Source organism: Paenibacillus silviterrae (genome assembly GCF_030167925.1).
Taxonomy (GTDB): domain Bacteria; phylum Bacillota; class Bacilli; order Paenibacillales; family NBRC-103111; genus Paenibacillus_G; species Paenibacillus_G silviterrae.
Window position 1 is genome coordinate 221,579 of the sequence record NZ_JASKUT010000002.1, and the last position, 24,520, is coordinate 246,098.

Sequence of the window (24,520 nt, forward strand, 5' to 3'; positions counted from 1 at the left end):
TGTTGGCGAGGTAATGCTCATGTATACATTGATCTTAGTAGATGATGAAGATGAAGTAAGAGAAGGCATCATCAGGAAAACGGATTGGGCTGCTTGCGGCTATCAACTGCTGGGAGCGTTCGATAACGGCAGAGATGCGGCCGACGCGTTAGAGTCACTGCGTCCCGATGTCCTTATTACCGATATATGCATGCCATTTATGGACGGACTTGAGCTGACGCGATATGCCATGGAGCAATGCCGGGATATGAAGATTGTGATCATTACCGGGTATGAGGATTTCGAATATGCCAAGAGGGCCATTCAACTGAAGGTCAATGAATATCTGCTGAAGCCGATTAACTCTCATGAATTTACGGCCTTCCTTGGGAAGCTGAAGGGCGAGCTGGATGAAGAACGTGCGGCTAAGGAGAATGTAAGCACCATTCGGCAGCAGTTGAACCAGAGCCTTCCTCTGCTGAAGGAGCGCTTCTTGGAACGCATGATGACTTCAGTGCTGAAGAAGGAGGAAATCGAACGTAAGCTTCAGTATTTCGGGTTGTCTATACCCGGGCCGTCCTATGTAGTCCTTGTGGCGGATATTGATGATATGCGCATGTCCGAATCGACGGGAGTGGCGATTGATAAGGACACGGATATCGAGCTGCTCCGCTTTGCCGTTTTTAATATAGTTCAGGAGATTGTTGAGGAGGATGCCTCCGGAATTGTTTTTCGGACTCGGGACGATAAGATCGGCGCGCTGCTTTCAGGGAAACCGGAAGATGTGGGCCAGCGCGCTCAGATTCTCGCATCGCATGCGGCTCACAGTGTCGAGAGATTCCTTAAGCTTACTCTCACCATAGGGATCGGTAGAACCTGTACACTGCTTCCTCATATCTCCAAGTCATATCAGGAGGCTTGCTCTTCCCTTGATTATCGCCTGCTTCTTGGCAGCAACCGTATTATATGTATCGCTGACCTTGAGAGGGGGGCGAGTGGAGATACTATTGGGTACCTGGAATGGGAGAAAAGGATTCTTTCAGCGCTCAAGATGGGGAAGGGAAGCCAAGTAAGCAGTGTTCTGACCGCTTGGCTGGAGGAATGGAAGGCCATCGGTTTACCTGTGGAGAGGTGTTACGGGATGCTGAATAAGCTGCTGGCTGCACTTATGAACTGGGTCGCTGAAACAGGATGCGATGAATCCGAGGTATTTGGCAAGGACCCGTTTAAGGAAATGAAGGCGATCCGCACACTCGATTTAATCAAGCAGTGGCTGGAGGTGTTATGCCATCGGATTGTTTGTCACTTGGGAGAGAAGCGTAGCGCGGAGACACAAACTCAAATGCAGCAGGCTGAAGCGTACATTCAGGAGCATTACGTCAACGAGGATTTGTCGCTGCAGCAAGTATGTACACACATTTACATGAGCGCCAGTTACTTCAGCTCTTTATTCAAACAGCATACGGGCTTGACCTTCGTGGAATATCTCACGCGTCATAGGGTGGAGAAAGCGAAGGAGCTTCTGGCAGCAACCGGATTGAAGGCATACGATATTGCTGCTCGTGTAGGATACGGCGATCCGCAGTATTTTAGCGTTATCTTCAAAAGACAGACGGGACTGACCCCCAAGGAGTTCCGCAGCCGCGCTCAAGCGGGAGAGGCGTAATGAAAGGAGTCAGGCTGTTTCAATTCCAAAGCATCCATAGTCAAATCGCACTTGCCTTCTCAGTACTCATCCTGTGCACGACAACGATCCTCAGCTTTACGGCTTACAGGCTCTCGACCGACGCGGTAACGGGCACCTCGCTGGAATATACGACCGAACTAGTGAAACAAGTCCACAACAACATTGAGAATTACATTCAAAATATGGAGAGTATTTCTTCTCTTTCGCTAAGCAATGGCGATTTGAAGCGTTATGCAGCCCTTCAGCGACAAGATGGTCTGGAGGGGGAAATGCTTGGTCGGCAGGTAAGTGAATATTTCCGTTCTGTCGTAGCCTCGAGGAAGGATATTGCTTCTATCTTATTTGTAGGACAGCAGGGAGGGATGGTCTCGGAACGAATCTGGGACAACCTGAAGAAGGAAAACGAGATTCGAGTACAGGATTGGTTTGTGAACGCACAGAAGTATGACGGGCAAGCCGCCATTTCTTCCTCGCATGTACAGAATCTGTTTACAGGGGAGTATCGGTGGGTCGTATCCATTAGCAGAAAAATGCCTTCCTCCGAAGGCTTTGGCGGCGGTGTACTGCTGGTTGATTTGAATTATAGTGTCATTGACAATCTATGTAAGCAGATCCAGCTGGGTAAGCGAGGGTATGTTTTTATTGTTGACCCCTCGGGAGACCTAGTATATCACCCTCAACAGCAAATTATGAATACACAGCTGAAGAGTGAAAGGATCGACGAAATCCTTCAATCTCAGGATGGAACCATGAGGTTCGGCACCGGTGCCGAGCGTAAAATATATACGGTTTCCACGACCCGATTCGGGTGGAAAATCGTCGGTGTCATTTACCCGGAGGACCTGACTCGGAACAAGCGCGAGATGCAATGGTCCGCAGCTCTCTGGGGCAGCCTCTGCTTGGCCATCGCCTTAACGATCTCGTTCATTTTCTCCTTTACGCTAACGAAGCCCCTGAAAACGCTGGAGTCTCATATGAAGCTTGTGGAGAAGGGAAACTTTGAGCAGCGTGCAGATATCGAGAGTACGAATGAGATCGGGAAGCTGGCACGAAGCTTTAATCTCATGATCGGCAAAATAAAGGAGCTCATGCAGCAGATTGTGCAAGAGCAGGAGAAAAAGCGGATTAGTGAGCTGAAGGCGCTGCAGGCACAAATTAAGCCGCACTTCTTATACAACACCTTGGATTCGATTATTTGGATGGCCGAAACGGGCAAGATGAGCGAGGTCATTCACATGACTACCGCCCTGGCCAAGCTCCTCCGGTCCAGTATCAGTAAAGGCGAGGAGCTGGTGCCCATTGCGGTGGAATTAGAACAAATTCGCAGCTATTTGACCATTCAGCAAATTCGGTACCGTAGAAAATTTACTTATTCCATTGATGTGCCGGAGGAGCTGCATAAAGCCAAAGTGATGAAGCTTGTCCTTCAGCCTATCGTAGAGAACGCGATCTATCACGGAATGAAGCATAAAGCGGAGCCGGGCCATATTCGAATTTCCGGGCGAAGGGTGGACGGGGTTATTGAGCTTGCTGTAACGGATGACGGTGTGGGTATGTCTCCGGAGAAGGCCCGGACCCTACTAACCGAACCACGGACGGAAACGGACGGCTACACCAGGTCGGGCGTTGGTGTTCACAATGTAAACCTCAGGATCGAGCTTTATTTTGGCACGGATTATGGTCTCCATTTTGAAAGTGAGCTGGAGGAAGGGACTACGGTCACTATTCGAATTCCAGTGCTTATGGATAGGGAGGGGCAAGAGGTTGAATAAGGCCAGAGGGGTCTTGCTTGCGATTTTTTTATTGTTGGCCGTCGCTTTGGGATATTACCTCTTGGATATGAATAAGCTGAACTCCGAGAGTAAGCCGATCCTTTTTATACCTAAAACGGTCGATACCCGCATTTCCTTCTGGCAAGCCATGAACCAAGGGGTCCATGCAGCAGCCAAGGAGTACGGGGTAGAGGTGAAAATTACCGGTGCGTTGGCCGAGACGGATATTGAAGAGCAGATCCGGCTTCTGGAGCAAGCGATTTCGGAGAAGCCCCGGGCTATCGTTCTGGCCGCGACCGATTACAACCGGCTCGTCCCTGTGAGCCATAAGATTAAGGCTGCAGGCATTCCGCTCATCACCGTGGATTCGGGAGTGGAAGGGACTATGGCTACAAGCTTTATCTCTATGGACAACTACGCCGCAGGAAGAAAAGCCGGCGACTCTCTACGGGCGCTTCTGCATCCTGGAGCCAGGGTAGCTATTATCAGCTTTGTAAAGGAGTCCACGACCGGCATGGAGCGGGAAAGAGGAGTGAGAGACAGTCTTGCGGAAGGGGGATTCATTGTTACGGAAACGTTATATACGAATACACAGGAAGAACTCGCATACGAGCTGACTGCGAAATTGCTGCAAAGTCCTGTTGCACAACAGCTGGAGGGGTTAATCAGTCTGAATGAGCCCTCGACCGTCGGTGCTGCCAGAGCGCTTAAGGAGCAGCAATCGGAAGGCAAGCGGATCCCGATGGTAGGCTTTGATAGCTCTGTGAAGGAAATTACCTTTCTGGAGGAAGGCGTACTGCAGGCGATTGTCGTACAGAAGCCTTTCAACATGGGGTATTTGGCAATTAAAACGGCTTTGACCGCCGCGGAGGGGAAGAAGGTCGAACCCTGGATCGATACCGGGACGGTTGTCATTACTAAGAGCAATATGTATTCCAAGGATCATCAGAAGCTTTTGTTTCCTTTTACGTATGAAACGCCGTAGGTGTCATGTGAGGCGGGGCAGATGGGCACCGGAGGTAAGCGGGTACTGCGGTTCTTGAGCCGATCAGTCGAATCATGCCTTGATGAAGCCGGACGAGGAAGTAACACCCTGCCAGCGTTCGGATTATGTACATTCGGGATAGTATCATGCGACATATAACATTTTGAATTATGACCTATTGATGTTCTCGAATATCTGAGTTAATATTAACATTAATTGAGTGTTTACAGGATCGAAGGATTTGAAACTACATATAACAAAATGAATCTTCGTGGAGTGGTTACAAGATGGATGTACGTTTGATCCGGCTTTTCAGACCGCCGGCTGTACCGATGCCGTTATTCGCCCATACGGTCGGCTACAATAAACAAAACCCCATGGCGCGGCCGGAAGGCTTCTCAACCCATCAGCTGCTGTTTGCCCGCATCGGGCAGGGGCGTGTTCGCGTACCGGGCATGGAGGAGTTCACTTTCGGGCCGATGCAATCTATGTTCGTCCCGGCCGGACTACCCCACGAGTATTCTCCAGTGTCCGATGAACCGTGGGAGGTTGGATACATATCGTTCTCGGGGACGAAGGTCGAGCCGCTTTTGGAGCATTTCGGTCTGGAGGCTTGCAGGCCGCTCGCGCTCACGGATGCCGAAGAGGTATGGTCTGTTCTTGATGAGCTGTGGGAGCTTGCCGACGGCAATGAGGACGGTGCCGAATGGGAAGCAGCCGGTATGCTGTACAAGTTCCTACTGAATTTGCATAGGATGAATTCAATCGAAGCAAGGAGGGGACGGGAACCCGACACTCATTTGAGCGAAGATGCTGCCAAAGCAGTGGTTGAACGTGCGGCAGCCTATTTAAATGAGCATTACAATGAGAACATTTCGTTATCCAACGTGGCGGATTCACTCGGCTATACCCATCAGTATTTGAACCGTTTGTTTCACAAAACATACGGTGTCAGCATGCTCCAGTATGTGCAGCGAATTCGTCTGGAGAAAGCAATCGGCTTCATGAACACGAAGGACACCATTACCGTTAAAGAAATCGCCAGCTATGTCGGAATGGAAACGAATTATTTTATCCGGACGTTTCGAAAGGCTACGGGGCAAACCCCAGATCAATACAGGAAGACATCTGCCGGCCGCAGAAGGTAGTCGGGGATGAACGGTTTATATCAAAGGATAAAATAAATGTAGAGTGGAGCTGATCAGATGCATATTCATCAGAGTGGAGATTACCAAACGCTTCATGCAGGTATCCTGCCGATTGCCGGCAGGCTAGGCGTACAAGTGGATTCAAAGTCTGGGGATGATGGGCTTCCGTTGCGTTGGGAGCAGCGTAAGGGCCAGCTTGAAGCGGCATGGGATGGAAAGCAGGGATGGATTCGTTATGACGAGAGACATCACGGATTTCGAGCTTTCGGATTATGGGTGGAGAAGATGCGTGCCTGTCGTTCCGACGATGGGGAGTTTGCGCCGTTTCTTGTACAAGAAACGCCGCAATTTACTACAGTAGGTGCAATGTTCGATGCTTCTCGAAACGCGGTACCGAGCTTGCCTGCGCTGCATGAAGCCTTCATCACATTGGCGTTGATGGGGATGAATCAAGTCATGCTGTATACCGAGGATACGTACGAAGTTGAGTCTTACCCTTACTTCGGTTATATGAGGGGAAGATATACGAATACGGAGCTTAAGCAAATCGATGATTGGGCCGCCGATCTGGGCATCGAGGTTGTTCCCTGTATTCAGACGCTTGCGCATTTGGAGGAAGCGCTGAAATGGGAATTTGCAGCTCCGATCAAGGATACCGGCGATATTCTGCTTGTCGGCGAGGAGAAAACGTACGCCTTCATCGAACGAATGATTGAGGCTGCATCCGCACCGTTCAGGAGCCGGCGCATTCATATCGGGATGGACGAGGCACACCAGCTGGGGCTAGGCAACTATTTGAAGCGCAATGGGTACAGAAATCGCTTTGACATCATGAATGAGCATCTGCACCGTGTTGTCGACATTGCTGAGCGTCGCGGGCTGAAGCCGATGATCTGGAGCGATATGTATTTTCGTTTAGGGTCGCGGACAGGCCATTATTACGATCTGGAGGCGGAGATTCCGCAAGAAGCCGTTCAAGGAATTCCGCAAGGGGTTACCTTCGTGTATTGGGATTATTATCATGACCAACAAGATTTTTATGAGACATTCATCCAAAAGCATCTTGATTTGGGACGCCCCGTTGTGTTTGCCGGGGGCATCTGGACCTGGAACGGCATCGCCCCGAACACTGGGAAAATGCGGGCAACCACGGGGCCGGCCCTCATGGCCTGTAAGGCGCTGGGTGTACCTGAAGTCGTGGCAACGATGTGGGGGGATAATGGGGCCGAAACGCCTTGGATGAGCGCATGGCCGGGATTGCAGCTTTATGCGGAGCATGCCTATGCGGAGCAGGTGGATGAGCAGCGGCTTAGGGAGCGGTTCGCCTTATGTGTAGGCGGCGATCTTCATGATTTTCAGACGTTGGGACAATTTGATGAAACGCCGGGCGTGGCTCAAGGCAACCCGCAAACGTCCAATCCCTCCAAGTTTTTGCTATGGCAGGATGTGTTAATAGGGTTGTTCGATGCGAATATTAAAGACGTTCCTTTAGCGGATCATTACCGGCAGTTGGCGAATAGGTTAAGCGCTGCTGTCACAAGAAACCCCGCTTTCAAGCCTATGTTTCGTTGGTATACGGCGTTGGCGGAAGCTTTGGCAGTAAAATGCGACCTCGGCGTTCGATTGAAAACAGCATATGATCAGTGCCAACATCGGAAGTCGGAGTCGGGAGCTGCGGGCTTTGTAGAAACGCTGCAACAGTTGAATACAATGGCGGACGAGCTGGTCCTATTGCGTGCTTCCATTGATTCGCTTCGTCGTCTCCACCGGGATGTATGGTTTGCTGCCTTTAAGCCTTTCGGATGGGAAGTCATGGATATGCGGTATGGCGGACTGCTCGCACGATTGGATACGGCATGTGACCGAATCCGGCAATACGTTGCAGGCGATGTCGACTCGCTGCCGGAGCTGGACGCCGAAAGGCTGCCATTCGACTCGGAGTTCGGGTATCACAACGGAACCTTGGGACGAGCGGCGTACCATAATATCGTAAGCGCGGGCAGCTTATTCAAGCCTGTGTAACAATTGTATAGAAGCATGCTACCGGAGAGGGAATTCTGGGAATCGTGAGAAAAAGGAGTACAGCGATATCATCGCTCTGCTCCTTTTTCGGTTGCGGCATGATATCGCTAGAATGTCAAGGGCTCTTTTTTTAGATCATGAGGATGCAAAATGGATCAAAACAGCATGATTTTCAATCGACGTACATTCAAATATAATAGGGAGATTAGGTTCAGGGACCTTCGATGAGGAGGAATCATGCATGTCGCTAATAGTAAACGATCAAATGGACATTACGTTATTCGATGTAAAAAAAGTACAATATCAATCGAGAGTGATCTTCGATTACATTCAATCGTGCTATACCGTCTCTTTTATTAAACAGGGGGAGGTCATTACCACCTGCGAGGGAAAGGAATATGTGGCCAAATCGGGCGACGTCATGATTCACCGGCCTCATATTCCGTTTAACGTGATTTCCCGAACGGATGGAATTCACTACCTGTTTAACGTCGATCTGAAGGTGAAGGATAATGAGGATTTTTTTCAGATCTGCCCTATGGACAAAGTCATCAAAATTCGAGATCCCCAGCTGTACGAGAAAAAATTCGACGAGCTGCGCAGCATATGGCTGCAGGAAATCGACGAGCTGCGAACCGCGCAATCCGGTTTCTTGGCGCTTTTCCTACTGCATGAAATCATCGAAAGCTCCAAGGTAGAGAGGCGTTCCGCCAGGGAAGCTTTCGAGATTGACCGCTTTAATAAAGCGCTTCATTATATGGAAAAAAGGCTGGATCAAAATATTACTAGAGAAGAGCTGGCTAATTTGTACCATATGAATCCTGTTTATTTCAGCAGAGCCTTTAAAAAGATTTACGGAATCACACCATCGAGAATGCTTCATAAATTGCGGCTCCTGCATGCCAAACGGATGCTTGAGAACCCTGAGCTTTCCATCGAATACATCGCACAGAAAAACGGCTATTATGACGCCGCCCATTTTAACCGGACATTCCAAAAGGCATTTCACATGTCCCCAAATAAGTTTCGCAAAAGTATCAAATATACAAAAAGTAGAATCGAGCCTACCTTGTTTGACGATGTCGAATAATTTAACATTAGAATCAAATCAACGGTTAATGCAGTCATTGAGAGCGCTCCCAACAAACTGTTATTATGCAAATCCGTTGATCCTTAAGACAATACGCTACTAAAGCTATGGGGGGATTTCTTTGGTCAAAGCATGGAGAAGCCTAGGCATCGCATGTCTAGCAGCACTAAATGTACTAGCCGTTACAGCATGCTCCGGAACAAATTCAGGGAAGGCTCCGGCACCCGATGCCGGAAATGGAAAAACGGCCGAGGCACCGAAGACGGATAAAGTTACACTTCGTGTCATGGATTGGGCGGATAGCGAGAAGCCATACCGGGAAAAGTTTATTAAAGATTTCGAAGCGAAATATCCCAACATCAAGATCGAATATACTCTGCTCACCTCAGACCAATTTCAAAATACGATCACTACGGCGATCAAATCGGGTGACGCTCCGGATTTATTCCCGATTCCCGGGAATATGTCTTTGAGCATGGCCGTCAAGGGAGGCTGGTACCAGCCGATCGATCCTTACATCGACGATGAATTCAAGAACCGGTTCGTGGACGGTATCTTCGTAGAAGGGACAACGATGCTGGACGGCAAGATTTATTCGATCCCTGCACTCTCCAGCGTACCGAACACCCTGGTCTATTACAATAAGCAGCTGTTTCGGGATGCCGGTCTTGACCCGGAGAAGCCACCGAAAACGTACAGCGAATTCCGCGAAGCGGCAAAAAAGATTACGGAAGCGGGCAAGGGCAAGGCATACGGAATCATCGAAGGCGGCAAGCAGATCGGGCGGTGGAAGCTCGCTGCGTTGGATTGGTCCGCGCTTGGCGGCAGCGGCTTGAACCAGCATTCCCCAATCAGCCTTGTTACCAACAAGGCAAGCTACGATTCCAAGGCGATGCTTGACGTCTTCGGCTTGTTTAAGGGACTTAAGGACGACGGAAGCTATCACCCGAAAACGATGAGCATCTCCGCGCCCGAGGCGCGCGCCCTGTTCGGCGAAGGCCAAGCTGGCTTCATCATTCAGGGGGAATGGTGCATCGGTGTATGGAGACGGGACAATCCGAATCTGGACTTCGGCGTGATGGCTCCTCCGGTGCCGGATGATGGCCAGAAGGGCTTCCTGCCTCAATCCAACTATAGTCCGTGGATCGGCATTTCCCAAACGACAAAGCATCCGAAGGAAGCGGCGCTGTACTTAAAGGAATACTTCAGCAAGGAATACCAATCCGTTCTGGTTAAGGCAGGAGACCGGTTCTCGATACTGAAGGGGGTTAACGAAAGCTCCTCGGATATTCCGCAGTTCAAGCAATACTACGATATTGTTCAGAAAACCGCGAGATTGGTACCAAGTCCGCAAATTCGTAACCCGGAGCTTACTGCCGTCTACGCAAATTATAAAGATATTCAGCCGGGCATCGGCGATATTCTGCAAGGGGTCGTTTCCGGGGCTGTCAAGGAACCGGCCGCTCCGCTCAAGCAGCTGTCGGACGGGGTCGATAAGGCGCTCGATGCGGCAATTGCTAAAGCAAAATCAGAAGGTGCCAAGGTGGATAAGAGCGATTTTGTTTTCTCCAATTGGAGCGCTGATAAACACTACAAAGCGGAAGATTACAAGGCGTTAAAATGATGGCGAAATGGAAGATTCAAGCTTGGTGCTGGGCGTTTTTGTTTCCTACGATGGCATTATTCGTCTTGTTTCAAGGCTGGCCCATCGTGGCAAGCTTGTACTATGCGACGCTGGATTGGTCGGGTCTGACTTCTGACTCGACCTATGTAGGGCTGCAAAATTTTATCGACGTTGCCAAGGATCCGTATTTCTGGAATGCGTATAAAAACAGCTTCAAGTTTATGCTGGGCGTCGTTCCCCTTCATCTGATCGTGCCGTTGATTATCGCCGTCCTGCTGAATCAGCCGAAGCTGCGCGGGGCAAGCATTTATCGGACACTTATCTTCCTCCCGGTCGTCACCACGACCTCAATCGTGGGCATCATCATGGTGTTTATTTGGGGAAGCGATGGTGCGGTTAATGATGCGCTCGTGAAGCTCGGCCTGCTCGATGTGCCGATCAATTGGCTGGGCGATGCCGAATGGGCCATGTTCACCGTCGTCATTATTTCCGTGTGGAAGAACCTCGGGATCAATATGGTTTACTGGATGGCCGGATTGCAAGGCATACCGAGGGAGCTGTATGAGGCGGCGGAGGTCGATGGAGCCAGAGGCTATAAGCTGTTTTTCCATATTACCGTCCCGCTGCTGGTGCCCATCGGGGCCGTCATCCTGCTGCTTAATGTCGTGAATTCCTTGAAGGTATTCGATTTGATCAAAACGATGACGAACGGCGGGCCCTTCTTCGCTACCGACGTCGTATCCACATATATTTACCGTTATGCGTTTTCCAGCGAGATGGGGCTTCCCCAGCTAGGATATGCATCGGCGGCGGGTTTGTTTTTCGCGGTAACGATCATTGTGCTCGCGATCATCCAGTCCGTCTTGAATAAGCGAATAAAAGGCAGTGGTAAAGCCGTATGAAGCTAGCTAAGAAAACGTTATTCCATGTCGTCATGACCGCTTTTTGCTTCGTTTGGATTTATCCGTTCTTATGGATGGTTTCGGCTTCTTTCAAAACGCAAAACGAATTTTTTGCCAACGGCTTAAGTCTGATTCCTGAAAGCCCCAGTGTAGAAAATTTGATTCGCGCATGGAATGAAGCGAATTTCGAACGTTATTTTATTAACAGCGTCGCGCTATCCGGCAGTACGATTCTTATCGTGCTTCTCGCGACGGCCACATGCGGTTACGTTTTGGGACGATATACTTTCAGGGGCAAGAAGCTCGTCATGGCCCTGCTGATTGCCAGCATGTTCGTGCCGATGGAGTTTGCCATCATTCCAATCTATGATTTGATTAAAGGTATGGGGCTATTAAACAGCTTGTGGGGAGTGATCCTTGCGGAGGCCGGTGGGACACATATTATTTTCATCCTGCTGTTCGCCACCTTCTTCGGTCAAATTCCGAAGGACCTGGAAGAAGCCTCCATCATGGACGGCTGCGGTTTTTTCAGAACCTTCGTTACGATTATGCTGCCCCTCTCCAAGCCGATCGTCGGAAGCGTCACCATTATGCAGTTTATCTGGTCGTGGAACTCCTTCATGGTTCCGCTCATTTTGACGCTGAGCGAGCCGGACTTGCGTCCGCTTGCCGTCGGATTGTATGCACTCAGAGGCGAGAACGTCGTTGACTGGACGGGAATCGCCGCCGGGGGGACTATTGCCATCCTACCTATCGTTATCGTATTTTTGTTTCTGCAGCGCTATTTTGTCGATGGCATCGCCGGAGCCGTGAAAGGCTAGATTCCAAGACTGAGCAGGTACTTAACCCCACATATAAGGCAGGTTTAACAAAGATGAGAATCATTTATCTGGATCTGGACTCCTTGAGGCCGGACCATCTGGGCTGTTACGGGTATCACCGCAATACCTCGCCTCATATTGACCGTATTGCGGAGGAAAGCGTGCGGTTCACAAACTATTATTGCTCGGACGCTCCTTGCATGCCGTCGAGAACAGCATTGATGTCCGGCAAATTCGGTATTCATAACGGCGTTGTCGGTCACGGTGGCACCGCTGCGGATATGAGGCGTGAAGGGGTAAGCCGGGGCTTCAGCGATCGGCTAGGAAGGGAAAGCTTGCCTGCCGTCCTCCAGTCCATCGGCTATAAGACAGCCTCTATCAGCACCTTTGCCGAACGTCATTCCGTTTGGACGTTCAACGCCGGATTTAACGAAATTTTCAATAACGGCCAACGAGGCCACGAAACGGCGGAGCAGGTGCTGCCTGTCGCCCTCAAGTGGCTGGAAGACAATGCCGGAGAAGAAAAGTGGTTCCTGCACTTAAACTTTTGGGACCCGCACACGCCTTACCGTACGCCGGAGGAGCTCGGCAATCCGTTCGGGAACGACCCCATGCCGGCATGGCTTACGGAGGAGGTCTTCCAGCTCCACCTGCAAAAGAAAGGGCAGCATAGCATTGAAGACATGAATAAGCTAGCCAAATCCCATTATTACAAGCACCCGAGGCATGGCAAGGCCATTGTGGAGCATAACGATCTCCGTATGATCATCGACAATTACGACTGCGCGATCCGTTATTTGGACGATCACATCGGCCAGGTGATCCGCAAGCTGGAGGAGCTGGGATTATGGGAGGATACCGCAATCCTTATCAGCGCCGACCATGGGGAGAATATGGGCGAGCTCGGCATTTACTCGGAGCATGGGACAGCGGACCAAGGCACCTGCCGCATCCCGATGATTATTCGTTGGCCGAATGGTGGATTAAAGGGAGCGGTAGATGACGGTCTGCACTACCAGCTGGATTTGGCTCCAACGCTGGCCAGCTTGCTGAATGCACCTGCACCGAATAGTTGGGATGGGGTCAGCTATGCTGACAGCCTCACCTCCGGGACGCCAACCGGTCGTGATTACCTGGTCGTCTCCCAATGCGCTCATGTTTGCCAACGAAGCGTTCGTTTCGAGGATTGGCTCTACATCCGGACGTTTCATGACGGGCATCACGGATTCCCCAAGGAAATGCTGTTTGATTTGAAGCATGACCCCTACGAGCAGCACAATTTGGCCGAAGAGCGGCGCGATATTTGCATGAGAGCCGTGTATTTGCTTAACGACTGGCATGACGATATGATGTCGACGATGCCGTATGATAACGACCCGTTGTGGACAGTGATGAAAGAAGGCGGTCCCTTGCACGCAAAAGAGTATAAAACTTGGCAGGAGTAAGAGGTGAAAAGTCGTGGTTTCTCTGCAACTAAGAGGAATTGCGGCTTTTTTATTATGAGAACTCAACGTTCCAAGGGAAAGGGGTAACACAATCAAAATGCGTAAGCGATGGAAAATGCCGCTTTTCTACCGGTACTTATTATCCTATGTTCTCGTTCTAGGGATTCCAATCCTCGTCATCGGGTTAACTTTATATTCGCATATCGTCAACTTAATGAGAGAGCAGGCATTTGAAGCGAACCGCAAGGTGTTAACTCAGGTTAGCGATATTGTAGATTCTAAATTTCGGGAATTTATGAATATCGCAGGTACAATATCGAACTCCTCGGATTTCAGCACGAAGCCACCGCAAAACCCTTATGAGATTTCAATGGTGCGTAAACGTTTGAATTACGAAATCGGCAATAATTTCATTAGAGAGCTGTTGTTCTATCCTCACGGCGGAACGTATATTTTCTCCAATTCCAGTAGTTATACGCTGCCGTTCTTTCATCAGATTTTCCGCTTTGAGGAGTGGCAGGAGACCGATTTTGAGCGAACGATCGGCGACCTGAAGCATCCTACTTTGACATTGGCCACTAGGGATGAAGGTTCGGGAAGCTACACCAAGCAGTTTGTGTACATGGTGCCGATTCCCCTCAACAGTATGAATCCGAAGGGAACCGCTCTTTTTACCGTAGACGAGAAATCCATTTTAGATTTATTCCAAGCGTTGATGAAATACCGTGACGGCAACACGTTCGTGATAGACGGACAAGGAAGGATCTTGACCTCCCTACAGCCTATCGGGGCTAAGGACGTTGTCTTTATTGAGCGGATCCTTCGCTCTGACATGGAAGGTACCGAAACGGTAAAAACGGATGGAAATATATATTACGTCTCGTACGCCAAATCGAGAACGATTGGCTTGACCTACGTTACTATCGTACCCGATAAGGAATTGATGCAGCCTGTCAATGAGATCAAGAACAAATCCGTTGTTTCAGCGGTGTTGATCCTGTTGTTTGGCGCCGTTTTCATATACTTTGGGATGCGTTTAAACTACAAACCGCTGCTCAAGCTGATCCGTCACGGTGAAGCGCGATGGGGGTCCGCCATGCAGCATGCCCACGGCTTCGATAAAATCAAGGCGATTATGGAGTATGCCGAGCATATGCAATCCCGTTTGAACCGGCATGAGGAGCATGCGCAGCCGGCAATGCGGCAGCATCTGCTGTCCGGACTGTTAAAAGGCCGGTTTAAGACTAAGGAGGCCTTCCATGAAGCCGGGCAGACGGTCGGCCTCAAGCTGGGCCAATCCGCATACCAAGTAGTGATCCTTCATTATGATCCTCGTATAGAAGACGGGTCCGACTTCAGAGATCGGTTGTACTCCCGATTGCAAGAACGCATGCCTGATGATGCTGAGATCTATTTCGTAACCATGGTGGAAGACGGGAAAGAAGCAAGTATCATCTCGGTCGACCCTGCCGGGTTATGGTCAGAAGAAGCATGGTCCGATATCCGGCAATCGCTGGCGGCAGAGCTGAACGGACCCGTGACAATCGGGATAGGCAATGCTTACAGAGAGATCGGCGAGCTCTACAAATCGTTTATCGAAGCGTCCACGGCCATTCAATACTCCGCGGTCAAAGGCAAGAACCGGGTTATTATGTTTCACGAGGCTTCGGCTGCGAGAGTAGAGCAGGTCTGGTACCCCGCATCGGAAATGCAGGAACTCAAGGAAGCTCTGAAACGGAAGGAGTCCGCTGAGGTGATGCGCATAGCAGGGCTCTTGGTTGATAAAATTCGGGATAACAGCACGACCCTATTTATGGCGACTTACCTGTGTACGGATATTACGAATATGGTCTGGAGAACGATGCAGGAAACCTGTGGCGGCAAATATCAATCCGGCCCGAAGCTGGATGTCATGGCACTCACGCAGCTGGGCAGCTTCGACGAGTATGCGCAGGTAGTTATGGACGTTTGTTCGTTTGCGGCGGGTGAGTTTGAAAGTATTCATTCCCGTTCGGCGGAGCAAGAGCTGTACCAAAGCATGCTCGTATATTTGGAGACTCACGCATTGGAATATCATTTCTCCGTTCAAGGAATGGCGGAATCGTTCTCATGGTCCGCTTCCCATATTCGCAGAGTATTTAAGGAACGAAGCGGTGTCACGATTTCCGACCATGTGCATGAACTGCGAATCCATAAAGCGAAGCTGCTTTTAACGACAACAGATATGTCGCTGCAGGAAATCGTCGTAAAGATCGGATATTCGGATGTATCCAGCTTTATCCGAAAGTTTAAGCAGCATACCGGGGTGACGCCGCGTGATTACCGGAGAACGGGATTGTAGGGGCTTCATAAGTCAATCTGCCAATGAAATAAATATGGGCCAAATCAACAAAGACAATAGCCAAACAGATGAAAAGGGGGCGGAAATACTGCCCCTTCCGGAGGGTTTTCCGTTTCGCATATTCATGTTGAATTGGCTGATTGTTGAATCCGGCGATGGATTGTTATAGTAAAACGGCCATGAGTGGTAGCGCTATCATTGGTGGCAAACAAAATCTACTGACAAAGGGAGAGTCACAGCAATGAAGGTGAAAAAGTGGGGGATCGTATCACTGTCTGCGTTCCTTGCCGTATCTGCCGTGCTGGCAGGATGCGCGGAGGGGAACGGCGGCGAAGGGAAGTCCGGAGAGCCGAACGCAGCCCAAACCAGCAAGGAAGTCAGCTTTCCGCTGAAGGAGCAGATCAAGCTGCGGATGTTCGCTCAGAAAAACCCCGTAGTAAAAAAAGACTACAATGAAATGAAATTTTTCAAAGACATGGAACAGAAGTCGAACGTGAAGATCGAATGGTCTTACGGGACGGCATCCGACACGGTAGAGAAAATGAATCTCTTGTTTGCCAGCAACGATCTTCCTGACGCCTTCTTCGGTCCGTATCTGATGGGTACCAATGATATTGTCCGATACGGTTCGGAGGGGCAGATCATCCCGCTGGAGGGTATGATTGACAAATATGCGCCCAACATCAAGGCCTTATTCGAGAAAAGGCCGGAGTACAAGAAATACGTGACTGCGCCGGACGGACATATTTATACGATCCCGATGATCTCGGAAACGCTGGAGAATACGACGCCGGACACGATGTTTATTAACAAGAAATGGCTTGACAAATTGAATTTGAAAATGCCGACAACAACCGATGAGCTTTATGAGGTGTTAAAGGCGTTCCGGGATCTGGACCCGAACGGCAACGGCAAGAAGGACGAGATTCCGTTCAGCGTGCTTGATATGAAAAATCCGATTCAAGGTCCTTTATCGCTTGCCGGCGCCTTCGGCAAATCATTCCCGAGCGGGAACGCCTCCTTCTTCCATGTAGAGAACGGGAAACTGACGTTCGCTCCGCTCCTGCCGGAAAATAAAGATTTCCTGATATATATGAATAAGCTTTATAAGGAAAAGCTGCTGGATCCGGAGCTGTTTACTCAGAATGCGCAGGTGTACCAGGCGAAGCAGAAGAGTAATCCGTCCATCGTCGGCGTACATTTCGTATGGTCCAACTCTGCGATCTTCGGCAGTGCGACGACCGACTACGTTGCCGTGCCGCCGCTCAAGGGACCGGGCGGCAAAGCGGGCTGGAACCGGCAGGGTCCGAATAACACCCCGCATGGCTTCTCGATCACGAAGGAGAATAAACATCCGGAGGCTACTTTACAATGGTTCGATCTGATCTATGATCCGAAGACAAGTATGGAAGCGACTTGGGGGCCGTTCGGCATTAATCTGAAGGAAGAAAACGGAATGTTCGAAATTCTGAAGGCGGAGGGCATGTCTGATCTCGATTTCCGCTATTCCGAGAGTCCAGGTGCTCAAGCGCCGGGAGCCGTACTGAAGGAAACCTTTGATAAGATGAAGCAGAACGAAGGAGGCAAGGAGAAGGCGGATTACATCAAAATGTATCAGCCTTTCCAGCCGAAAGAAATTTTCCCGCGCGATGTCATGCTTAACAAGGAAGATGCGGAAAAGGCTAAACAATTCGCCGTAGATGTTACGCAAGCCAAAGGCTACTTGGATCAAGCCCTTGCTAAAATTATTTCCAGCGATAACCCGGAGGGGGAATGGAAGGCGATGGCGGAGCAGCTGAAAAAGTATGGGATCGATCAATATACCCAAATGATGCAGAGCTACTACGACAAATTAAAATAATATCAGTAACCGGGCAGGGCACACCGGAGATCTCGTCGTTCGGGGTGCCCGCCCGTATCTTCCGGCCGGTAATGTAAACAGCCGTATCATGAAGGAGGTAGCAGCATGTCCGCTGAAATCGGTCATACCAAGGCAAGCAGTGTGCGGACGGGATGGAAGGCTAGGAATCGAACCTTTGTCAAGATCGCTCAAAACTATCAGTTGTATCTTTTGTTTTTTCCGACGCTATTGTATTTCGTCATTTTTCAGTACGGACCTATGTACGGATTGCAAATTGCCTTTAAAAACTTTAGTCCAAGCAAAGGCATCTGGAATAGTCCTTGGGTTGGGCTACAGCATTTTGAAAGATTTTTCGATTCGGCCCAGTTTATAATCACACTGAAAAATACGCTGTTGATATCGTTATACGAGCTTGTGCTTTTTCCCATTCCTGTCCTTCTTGCCTTGCTGATGAATCAGCTATTAAGTCAGAAATATAAGCGGGTCGTACAAACGATCGTGTATGCTCCGCATTTTATATCGATGGTCGTGCTTGTCGGTATGCTGTATTTGTTCTTGAATCCGCGCAACGGCTTGATCAACCAAGGGCTGGTTGCCTTGGGGCTGGACACGGTCCATTTTATGGCTGACGCGGTTTGGTTCAAATCCATCTTTGTTTGGTCCAATGTGTGGCAGAATGCGGGATGGGGCACGATCATCTACTTGGCTGCATTGACTTCGATTAATCCGGAGCTGCATGAAGCGGCGATTATGGACGGAGCGAGCAAGCTTCAGCGGATTTTACACATCGACATTCCCGGTATTATGCCCACCGTTATGATTCTGCTCATACTGAATATGGGTTCTTTCATGACCGTTGGTTTCGAGAAGGCTTACTTGATGCAGAATCCAATGAACGCCCAGGCCTCGGAAATTATTCAAACCTATGTGTACAAAACCGGGCTTGTCGGAGCGCAATTCGGCTATTCCGCGGCTATCGGATTATTTAATAATGTTACGAATTTTATTATTCTGATCGCTATGAATTCTTTAGCTAAAAGGCTGAAGCAAGCGAGCTTGTGGTAGGGGGATACAATGAATCAGATTTGGAACCGAAGCAGAGGCGATAAGCTGTTCGATTGGATGAACAATCTTTTTTTCGTCGTAGTCTCCCTGGTGATCCTATACCCTCTTTACTTTATGGTTATCTCCTCCTTCAGCGACCCCGATGCCGTCAATTCAGGGTTAACGTTTTTCCTCCCGCAGGAGATTACCTTTGAAGGCTACAAACGGATATTCACCGACCCTAGGATTATGTTGGGTTATAAGAATTCGCTTATTTACACGCTAGCGGCCATGATTGTGAAGACGGCGATGACCATTACAGCCGGGTATGTTTTATCACGCAAAGACTTGGTTGGCAGAAACTTCTTCATGATGATCATTATCTTCACAATGTTTTTCCAAGGCGGCTTGATTCCGACTTATTTACTAGTAAAGGATCTCGGTATGCTGAATACCATGTGGGCACTCATCATTCCGGGTGCGGTAAGTGTTTACTTACTTATCATCGTTAGAACCTTTTTCCAACAGACGATTCCCGACGAGCTCTTCGAAGCGGCTTCGATCGATGGCTGCAGCAACATCAAGTTTTTTACCGGCATCGTCTTACCGCTTTCGATGCCAATCATTGCGGTTATCGCTCTATTCAGCGCCGTGCAGGAGTGGAACGGCTATTTCCAAGCGCTTATCTATCTTCGCGACCAGAAGCTGTTCCCGCTGCAAATGATTCTGCGGGACATCCTGATTCAGAACGAAGCCCAGGATTCGATGCTGGAGGTCTCCATGGAGGCGCTGCAGCGTCAGAAGGCGGCGGAGCAAATCAAATACGGCGTCATTATCGTTGCATCCGTACCTATGCTTATACTGTACCCGTTCTTGCAGAAGTATTTTGTCAAAGGAGTTATGATTGGTTCAGTAAAGGGTTAAGGTTACACAGGAGAGCCGTGGAGAGGATTCACGGCTTCCTCCCATCGGGAAATGTAAGCGTTGTCTTGTGTCGGGAAAGGGGGTGGTGCCGCAGAAAAGGCCATAGGATGAAAGAAATGTTAACAAGATGTTCTGACGATGCTGCGACAAGAACAAATTCGAAGGAGGCAAAGTTATGAAATGGAAAAATTGGGCTTTCACTGGTGTTGTACTGATCTGCTGCTTGGCTTTCGGGACCGCCGCCCAGGCGGACAATACGACCTATTATGTGGATGCGACAGGCGGCAGCGACACGAATGACGGGCTTACGGCTGCGAAGGCTTGGAAGTCGCTGGCCAAGGTGAATGCGGTCACCTTCCAGCCGGGGGATCAAATATTGCTGAAAGCGGGGGAACGTTGGACCGGCACGCTGCATCCTCTCGGATCGGGGGCGGCGGGCAATCCAATCGTAATAAGCCGCTACGGAACAGGTTCGAACCCTTTGATCGAAGGGCAAGGGGCCAGGAATGTCGTCATGCTCTATAATCAGGAGCATTGGGACGTCGGTCACCTCGAAATTACGAACAAAACGGCCACCCAAGGGACAACGGCACGAAGCGGGGTCGAAGTGATCGGTGAGGACTACATGGCCGGACCGGTAACGGACATTACGAATGTGGCAACACTTCATAATATTCGTTTGCACGACCTGTACATTCATGACATTAACGGACAGCATATCAAGACGGTGAACGGCAGTGCGGGAATCAATGTTGTCGTAAAACGCAGAGGAGACGGACAGCCCAATCGGGTAACCAAATTCGATCAGGTGTTGATCGAAAATAACAAGATCGAAAACGTAACCCGTACCGGAATCATGGTCAACTCGGCTTGGGGGAGCCGAGCTCAGCAGGGCGGGACGGTTAATCCGCAAATTCCGTGGACACCGGCAACGAATGTGGTCATTCGAGGAAATCAGGTGCTGCATGTGAGCGGAGACGGCATAGTGCCCCATGTTTCAATCGGCGCACTGGTTGAATACAACAGGGTTCATGGCTTTAACGAGGCAATGGTGGATTATAATGCCGGCATGTGGACCTACAACGGGGACTATACGCTTTATCAATACAATGAGGTATCAGGCGGAAAGACGATCAAGGACGGAATGGCATTCGATTTTGACAACGGAACGAAAGGTCTTATCTTCCAATACAATTACAGCCATGACAATGAGGGCGGGACGGTGCTGATTTGCCAGAATGAAACGAACGGCTCCGTTTCGGACGGCATCTTCCGCTACAACGTCAGCCAGAATGACAAGTACCAGATGATCACGGTTTGCGGCGGCAGCAATTATACGAACATGCAGTTCTATAACAACGTGTTTTACGTCGGCAGCGGTATTGCGAATAATATGCTGATTAATAATAACGGAAATGCTCCCACAGGCAACGGGCAGGCGAGCTTTAAGAACAATATCTTCTACAACCTGGGCACGGGCTCGTATGCCGCAAAAACGTCTTGGACCTATGACAGCAATGTCTTCTTCGGCAACAACAAGCCTACGACCTCAACGATTCCGGATGCGAACATGATTACTGCCGACCCGCGATTCGTAAGTCCCGGCACCGGAACGGGCATCAATGGACTGGACGGCTATAAGCTTATGACCGGCTCTTCTGCGCTAGGGAACGGGGCAGTCATTGCGAACAATGGCGGTAAGGATTACTGGGGCAACCCTGTATCGGCCGCGAACCCTCCGCATCGCGGAGCATATAACGGATCGCCGGAGCTGATCGGCAACCCGGGTTTTGAAGCGGGAACCGAAAATCCTTGGTATCATTGGGGCAGTGCGTTGTTAACAACGAACACCGGCGAAGTCCGCACGGGCAAAGCGGCGGCCAAGGTCGTTCCCAGCTCGGCCTTCGAGCAGTGGGTCACCGTGAAGCCGAATACTACTTACAAGCTAAGAGGCTACGGTAAAGTTTCCGGGACTGGGCAAACCATATCCATTGGAGCCAAGCTTTATGACGGCAATCAACAGTCGGCAGCGCAAATAATGGACACCAGCTGGACGCAGAAGGAGATTACCTTCACGACCGGGCCTTCGACGACGACGATGCGGGTGTTTATTTACAATCCCTCTTCCTCCGGCTATGGGTTAGCGGATGATGTAGAGCTTTACGAGCAGTAAGAGAACGAGAATATTGTACAAAACTTGCCTGGAATTGTTCAATTCCATCCTCTTAAGTCCAAACTATGGGAATGCTTTCAAGCCCGTGTTAAGATGATTGCGGTTGCATGAAAGTAAGCACAAGGGGAGGAAAATCAATGAACAAAGCTAAGAAAGCATTGCTAATTTCCATAGTGGGCGTTTCGCTAGCCGGGTGCAGCGGCACCCCCGCCGCACAGGAAACGAAATCGGGTCCTGATGCTGTACCGGTTGTCGACAACAAGCCGGTTACGCTGACCATCGTTGTTCCGCCTTATGCGGACGGAAATTTCAAGGAGTATGTTGAAAAGCCCGTAGCAGCGAAATTTCCGAATATCACCTTCGAGAAAATCGCCTCGAACAACTGGGAAGAAGTGATGGCTTCCGGCGCTAAGCCGGATTTGTATATCATCGGGCAGGATAAATTTCCTCAGATGAAAAATCTGGGGATCTTAGACAATATGGACCCGTTTATTAAGAAATTCAACATGGATATGAGCAGGTTCGATACGCAATATCTGGATTCCATCAAATCAACCAGCGGCGAAGCTTATCTTCCGGCACTTCCTTTCTACTCCGGCTTTTACGTTACGTATTACAACAAAGATATATTCGACAAATTCGGCGTGGAATATCCGAAGGACGGTATGACTTGGGATGAGATGATTGAGCTCGGCAAAAAGCTTACCGTCATGGAGAACGGTACGCAATTTCGGGGGCTGCTTCCGGTGAACGGGCCCCAAATCCCCGCAAGCCAGTTGGAGCTCAAGTTTTTCGACGACCAAAAGAAGCCTGCCGTGAATAACGAAGGCTGGAAGCAAGTGCTGGAAACGATGCATAACATCTACAGAATTCCGGGAAATGAAGAAATTGTCTTTGACAATAAAGCGATTGATCAATTCTTGAAGGAGCGGCGGGTAGCGATGCTCTTCGGATCGAACCTGTTCTCGTCGCTTAAGGACGCCACTGATTTGAATTGGGACGTCGTCACTTATCCGGTTCACACGCAAGCTCCCGATAAAGGGACGGAAGCCCTAGCGATTGTGCTCGGCGTCACTTCCATGAGTCAGAACAAGGATGCGGCCTTCCAAGTGATAACGGCTGCTCTTTCGGATGAAGTGCAGGAGGAGCTTTCCAAGAACGCCGGGATCACCGTGCTGCAAACTGGAAAAATTCAAAGTATGTTTGGTCAAAACTTACCGTATTTGAAGGAGAAAAACGCGAGTGCCGCGTTCAAGATCAAACGAGTGAAGGGCTACCAGAATTATGGTGCCGCAGGGATTATGATTACAGCGTTACAGGAAATCGTGAAGGGCAAAGATACCAACACGGCCCTGAGAGAAGCGGAAGAGAAGCTGGTCAAGCACATGGAGAAGCTGATCGTTAAATAGAACGGCACGGAAGGGAGGCGATCCGCAATGTTAGCAACACCTACTCTCGAACAGCAGAGATGGCAGTATATGGAGCTTGGCATGTTTTGCCACTTCGGCATCAACACGTTTACGGGCCAAGAATGGGGTGATGGTACGGATGACCCGTCGCTGTTCCATCCGACAGAGCTGGACGCAGGGCAGTGGGTGCGCACGGCGAAGCAGGCCGGGTTCAAGTATTTCGTGTTGACCGCGAAGCATCATGACGGCTTCTGTCTTTGGCCGACCCGCACTACCGATTATTCCGTCACTTCGAGCCCGTGGAAAAAGGGGAAAGGCGATGTAGTAAGGGAATGCGCCGAGGCTTGCCGGGCCGAGGGCATAGGCTTCGGGATTTATGTATCCCCTTGGGACCGTCATGAGCCATGCTACTCTGACGAAGCGGCCTACAACGACTTCTACGCGGAGCAGCTGACGGAGCTGCTCACGCAATACGGTCCTCTGGTGGAGGTATGGTTCGACGGCGCGGGCTCCGAAGGACGGGAGTACGATTGGCGGAGAATCATGAAGCTGGTCAAGACACATCAGCCGGAGGCCATGATCTTCAACATGGGAGCGCCGACGATCCGCTGGGTAGGCAACGAGGACGGCGTTGCCCCCTATCCGTGCTGGAACACGGCGGAGACGGCGAGAACCAGCATGTTTACGAAGAGCATGCTGACTTGGCTGCCGGAAACCTCGGCTTGGGTGCCTGCTGAGTGCGATGTACCGATCCGTAAGAGGCGATGGTTCTGGCGGCCGGACGATGAAGATCGTCTTCGCTCGACGGAGGAGCTCGTGGACATTTACTACCGCTCCGTAGGGCATGGCACCGTACTGCTGCTTAACGTCGCCCCCGATGTGCGCGGATTGTTCCCGGAGGCCGATGTACGGCGCGTACTGGAGCTCGGCGATGAGATCCGGAGGAGATTCTCCTCCCCGATTGCGGAAGCCTCCGGTCAGGGGGAAACCGTTGAGCTTGCTTGGACGAACGAGACCGAAATCAATCATGCGATCTTGATGGAGGACATTGCCCATGGAGAACGAATTAGGTCTTATATTCTCGAAGCGCAGCAGGACGGCCAGTGGGCGGAGCTGGTTCGCGGCAGCGCCGTCGGCCATAAGAAGATCGACCGTTTTCCGGCGATCCGTACGAACCGGTTGCGACTTCGGATTACGGAGTGCGTAGAGGAGCCGGTCATTCGCAAACTATCCGCCTTTTGTATAACGGAGCAGCTGTAATCCAGCCCTCCCGCCATCCTTCCGATGGCGGGA

General features: G+C 50.2%; 17 protein-coding genes. All 17 read left to right on the top strand.

Features of this window, described 5'->3' with window-relative positions:
• Window positions 1-19 precede the first annotated feature (19 nt).
• The 17 genes from QMO62_RS24745 (at window position 20) to QMO62_RS24825 (ending at window position 24,487) form a co-directional block, all read left to right on the top strand.
• Window positions 20-1,645: a helix-turn-helix domain-containing protein gene (locus QMO62_RS24745; protein WP_284645172.1), complete on the top strand. Its 1,626-nt coding sequence runs from the start codon at window positions 20-22 to the stop codon at window positions 1,643-1,645.
• Complete coding sequence (locus QMO62_RS24750; RefSeq protein WP_284645173.1) at window positions 1,645-3,438, top strand: cache domain-containing sensor histidine kinase; 1,794 nt, start codon at window positions 1,645-1,647, stop codon at window positions 3,436-3,438. The genes QMO62_RS24745 and QMO62_RS24750 overlap by 1 nt, the downstream gene beginning before the upstream one ends.
• Entirely contained in the window at window positions 3,431-4,423 is a 993-nt protein-coding gene (locus QMO62_RS24755; protein WP_284645174.1) for a substrate-binding domain-containing protein, read from the top strand. The genes QMO62_RS24750 and QMO62_RS24755 overlap by 8 nt, the downstream gene beginning before the upstream one ends.
• 287 nt (window positions 4,424-4,710) lie before the next feature.
• Window positions 4,711-5,571 (top strand): helix-turn-helix transcriptional regulator, encoded by an 861-nt coding sequence (locus QMO62_RS24760; RefSeq protein ID WP_284645175.1) that lies wholly within the window; start codon window positions 4,711-4,713, stop codon window positions 5,569-5,571.
• A gap of 57 nt (window positions 5,572-5,628) precedes the next feature.
• Window positions 5,629-7,593 carry a beta-N-acetylhexosaminidase gene (locus QMO62_RS24765; RefSeq protein WP_284645176.1) on the top strand — a complete coding sequence of 655 codons (1,965 nt, stop codon included), beginning with the start codon at window positions 5,629-5,631 and terminating at the stop codon, window positions 7,591-7,593.
• Between the two features lie 241 nt (window positions 7,594-7,834).
• Window positions 7,835-8,683 carry a helix-turn-helix domain-containing protein gene (locus QMO62_RS24770; protein ID WP_284645177.1) on the top strand — a complete coding sequence of 283 codons (849 nt, stop codon included), beginning with the start codon at window positions 7,835-7,837 and terminating at the stop codon, window positions 8,681-8,683.
• Window positions 8,684-8,804: 121 nt separating this feature from the next.
• A complete protein-coding gene (locus QMO62_RS24775) occupies window positions 8,805-10,307 on the top strand; it encodes an ABC transporter substrate-binding protein (RefSeq protein WP_284645178.1) in 1,503 nt (500 codons plus the stop codon).
• A complete protein-coding gene (locus tag QMO62_RS24780) occupies window positions 10,307-11,209 on the top strand; it encodes a carbohydrate ABC transporter permease (protein ID WP_284645179.1) in 903 nt (300 codons plus the stop codon). Before QMO62_RS24775 ends, QMO62_RS24780 begins: the two co-directional genes overlap by 1 nt.
• The gene (locus tag QMO62_RS24785; protein ID WP_284645180.1) at window positions 11,206-12,030 is read left to right on the top strand and encodes a carbohydrate ABC transporter permease; all 825 of its coding nucleotides are present in this window, start codon (window positions 11,206-11,208) and stop codon (window positions 12,028-12,030) included. The genes QMO62_RS24780 and QMO62_RS24785 overlap by 4 nt, the downstream gene beginning before the upstream one ends.
• A gap of 53 nt (window positions 12,031-12,083) precedes the next feature.
• Complete coding sequence (locus QMO62_RS24790; protein ID WP_284645181.1) at window positions 12,084-13,475, top strand: sulfatase family protein; 1,392 nt, start codon at window positions 12,084-12,086, stop codon at window positions 13,473-13,475.
• A gap of 97 nt (window positions 13,476-13,572) precedes the next feature.
• Complete coding sequence (locus QMO62_RS24795) at window positions 13,573-15,816, top strand: helix-turn-helix domain-containing protein (RefSeq protein WP_284645182.1); 2,244 nt, start codon at window positions 13,573-13,575, stop codon at window positions 15,814-15,816.
• Window positions 15,817-16,057: 241 nt separating this feature from the next.
• On the top strand, window positions 16,058-17,677 hold the full coding sequence (locus QMO62_RS24800; RefSeq protein ID WP_284645184.1) for an extracellular solute-binding protein: 1,620 nt from the start codon (window positions 16,058-16,060) through the stop codon (window positions 17,675-17,677).
• Window positions 17,678-17,782: 105 nt separating this feature from the next.
• Window positions 17,783-18,742: an ABC transporter permease gene (locus QMO62_RS24805; RefSeq protein ID WP_284645185.1), complete on the top strand. Its 960-nt coding sequence runs from the start codon at window positions 17,783-17,785 to the stop codon at window positions 18,740-18,742.
• A 9-nt stretch (window positions 18,743-18,751) separates the two neighbouring features.
• Entirely contained in the window at window positions 18,752-19,645 is an 894-nt protein-coding gene (locus tag QMO62_RS24810; protein WP_284645186.1) for a carbohydrate ABC transporter permease, read from the top strand.
• A 175-nt stretch (window positions 19,646-19,820) separates the two neighbouring features.
• On the top strand, window positions 19,821-21,818 hold the full coding sequence (locus QMO62_RS24815) for a carbohydrate binding domain-containing protein (RefSeq protein ID WP_284645188.1): 1,998 nt from the start codon (window positions 19,821-19,823) through the stop codon (window positions 21,816-21,818).
• 137 nt (window positions 21,819-21,955) lie between these two features.
• On the top strand, window positions 21,956-23,227 hold the full coding sequence (locus QMO62_RS24820; RefSeq protein WP_284645189.1) for an ABC transporter substrate-binding protein: 1,272 nt from the start codon (window positions 21,956-21,958) through the stop codon (window positions 23,225-23,227).
• A 27-nt stretch (window positions 23,228-23,254) separates the two neighbouring features.
• Complete coding sequence (locus QMO62_RS24825; RefSeq protein ID WP_284645190.1) at window positions 23,255-24,487, top strand: alpha-L-fucosidase; 1,233 nt, start codon at window positions 23,255-23,257, stop codon at window positions 24,485-24,487.
• Window positions 24,488-24,520: the final 33 nt, after the last annotated feature.

Coding starts and splice junctions, on each gene's coding strand:
- QMO62_RS24745 (WP_284645172.1), top strand. CDS start 20: ATGTATACATTGATCTTAGTAGATGATGAAGATGAAGTAAGAGAAGGC.
- QMO62_RS24750 (WP_284645173.1), top strand. CDS start 1,645: ATGAAAGGAGTCAGGCTGTTTCAATTCCAAAGCATCCATAGTCAAATC.
- QMO62_RS24760 (WP_284645175.1), top strand. CDS start 4,711: ATGGATGTACGTTTGATCCGGCTTTTCAGACCGCCGGCTGTACCGATG.
- QMO62_RS24765 (WP_284645176.1), top strand. CDS start 5,629: ATGCATATTCATCAGAGTGGAGATTACCAAACGCTTCATGCAGGTATC.
- QMO62_RS24770 (WP_284645177.1), top strand. CDS start 7,835: ATGTCGCTAATAGTAAACGATCAAATGGACATTACGTTATTCGATGTA.
- QMO62_RS24780 (WP_284645179.1), top strand. CDS start 10,307: ATGGCGAAATGGAAGATTCAAGCTTGGTGCTGGGCGTTTTTGTTTCCT.
- QMO62_RS24785 (WP_284645180.1), top strand. CDS start 11,206: ATGAAGCTAGCTAAGAAAACGTTATTCCATGTCGTCATGACCGCTTTT.
- QMO62_RS24790 (WP_284645181.1), top strand. CDS start 12,084: ATGAGAATCATTTATCTGGATCTGGACTCCTTGAGGCCGGACCATCTG.
- QMO62_RS24795 (WP_284645182.1), top strand. CDS start 13,573: ATGCGTAAGCGATGGAAAATGCCGCTTTTCTACCGGTACTTATTATCC.
- QMO62_RS24800 (WP_284645184.1), top strand. CDS start 16,058: ATGAAGGTGAAAAAGTGGGGGATCGTATCACTGTCTGCGTTCCTTGCC.
- QMO62_RS24805 (WP_284645185.1), top strand. CDS start 17,783: ATGTCCGCTGAAATCGGTCATACCAAGGCAAGCAGTGTGCGGACGGGA.
- QMO62_RS24810 (WP_284645186.1), top strand. CDS start 18,752: ATGAATCAGATTTGGAACCGAAGCAGAGGCGATAAGCTGTTCGATTGG.
- QMO62_RS24815 (WP_284645188.1), top strand. CDS start 19,821: ATGAAATGGAAAAATTGGGCTTTCACTGGTGTTGTACTGATCTGCTGC.
- QMO62_RS24820 (WP_284645189.1), top strand. CDS start 21,956: ATGAACAAAGCTAAGAAAGCATTGCTAATTTCCATAGTGGGCGTTTCG.
- QMO62_RS24825 (WP_284645190.1), top strand. CDS start 23,255: ATGTTAGCAACACCTACTCTCGAACAGCAGAGATGGCAGTATATGGAG.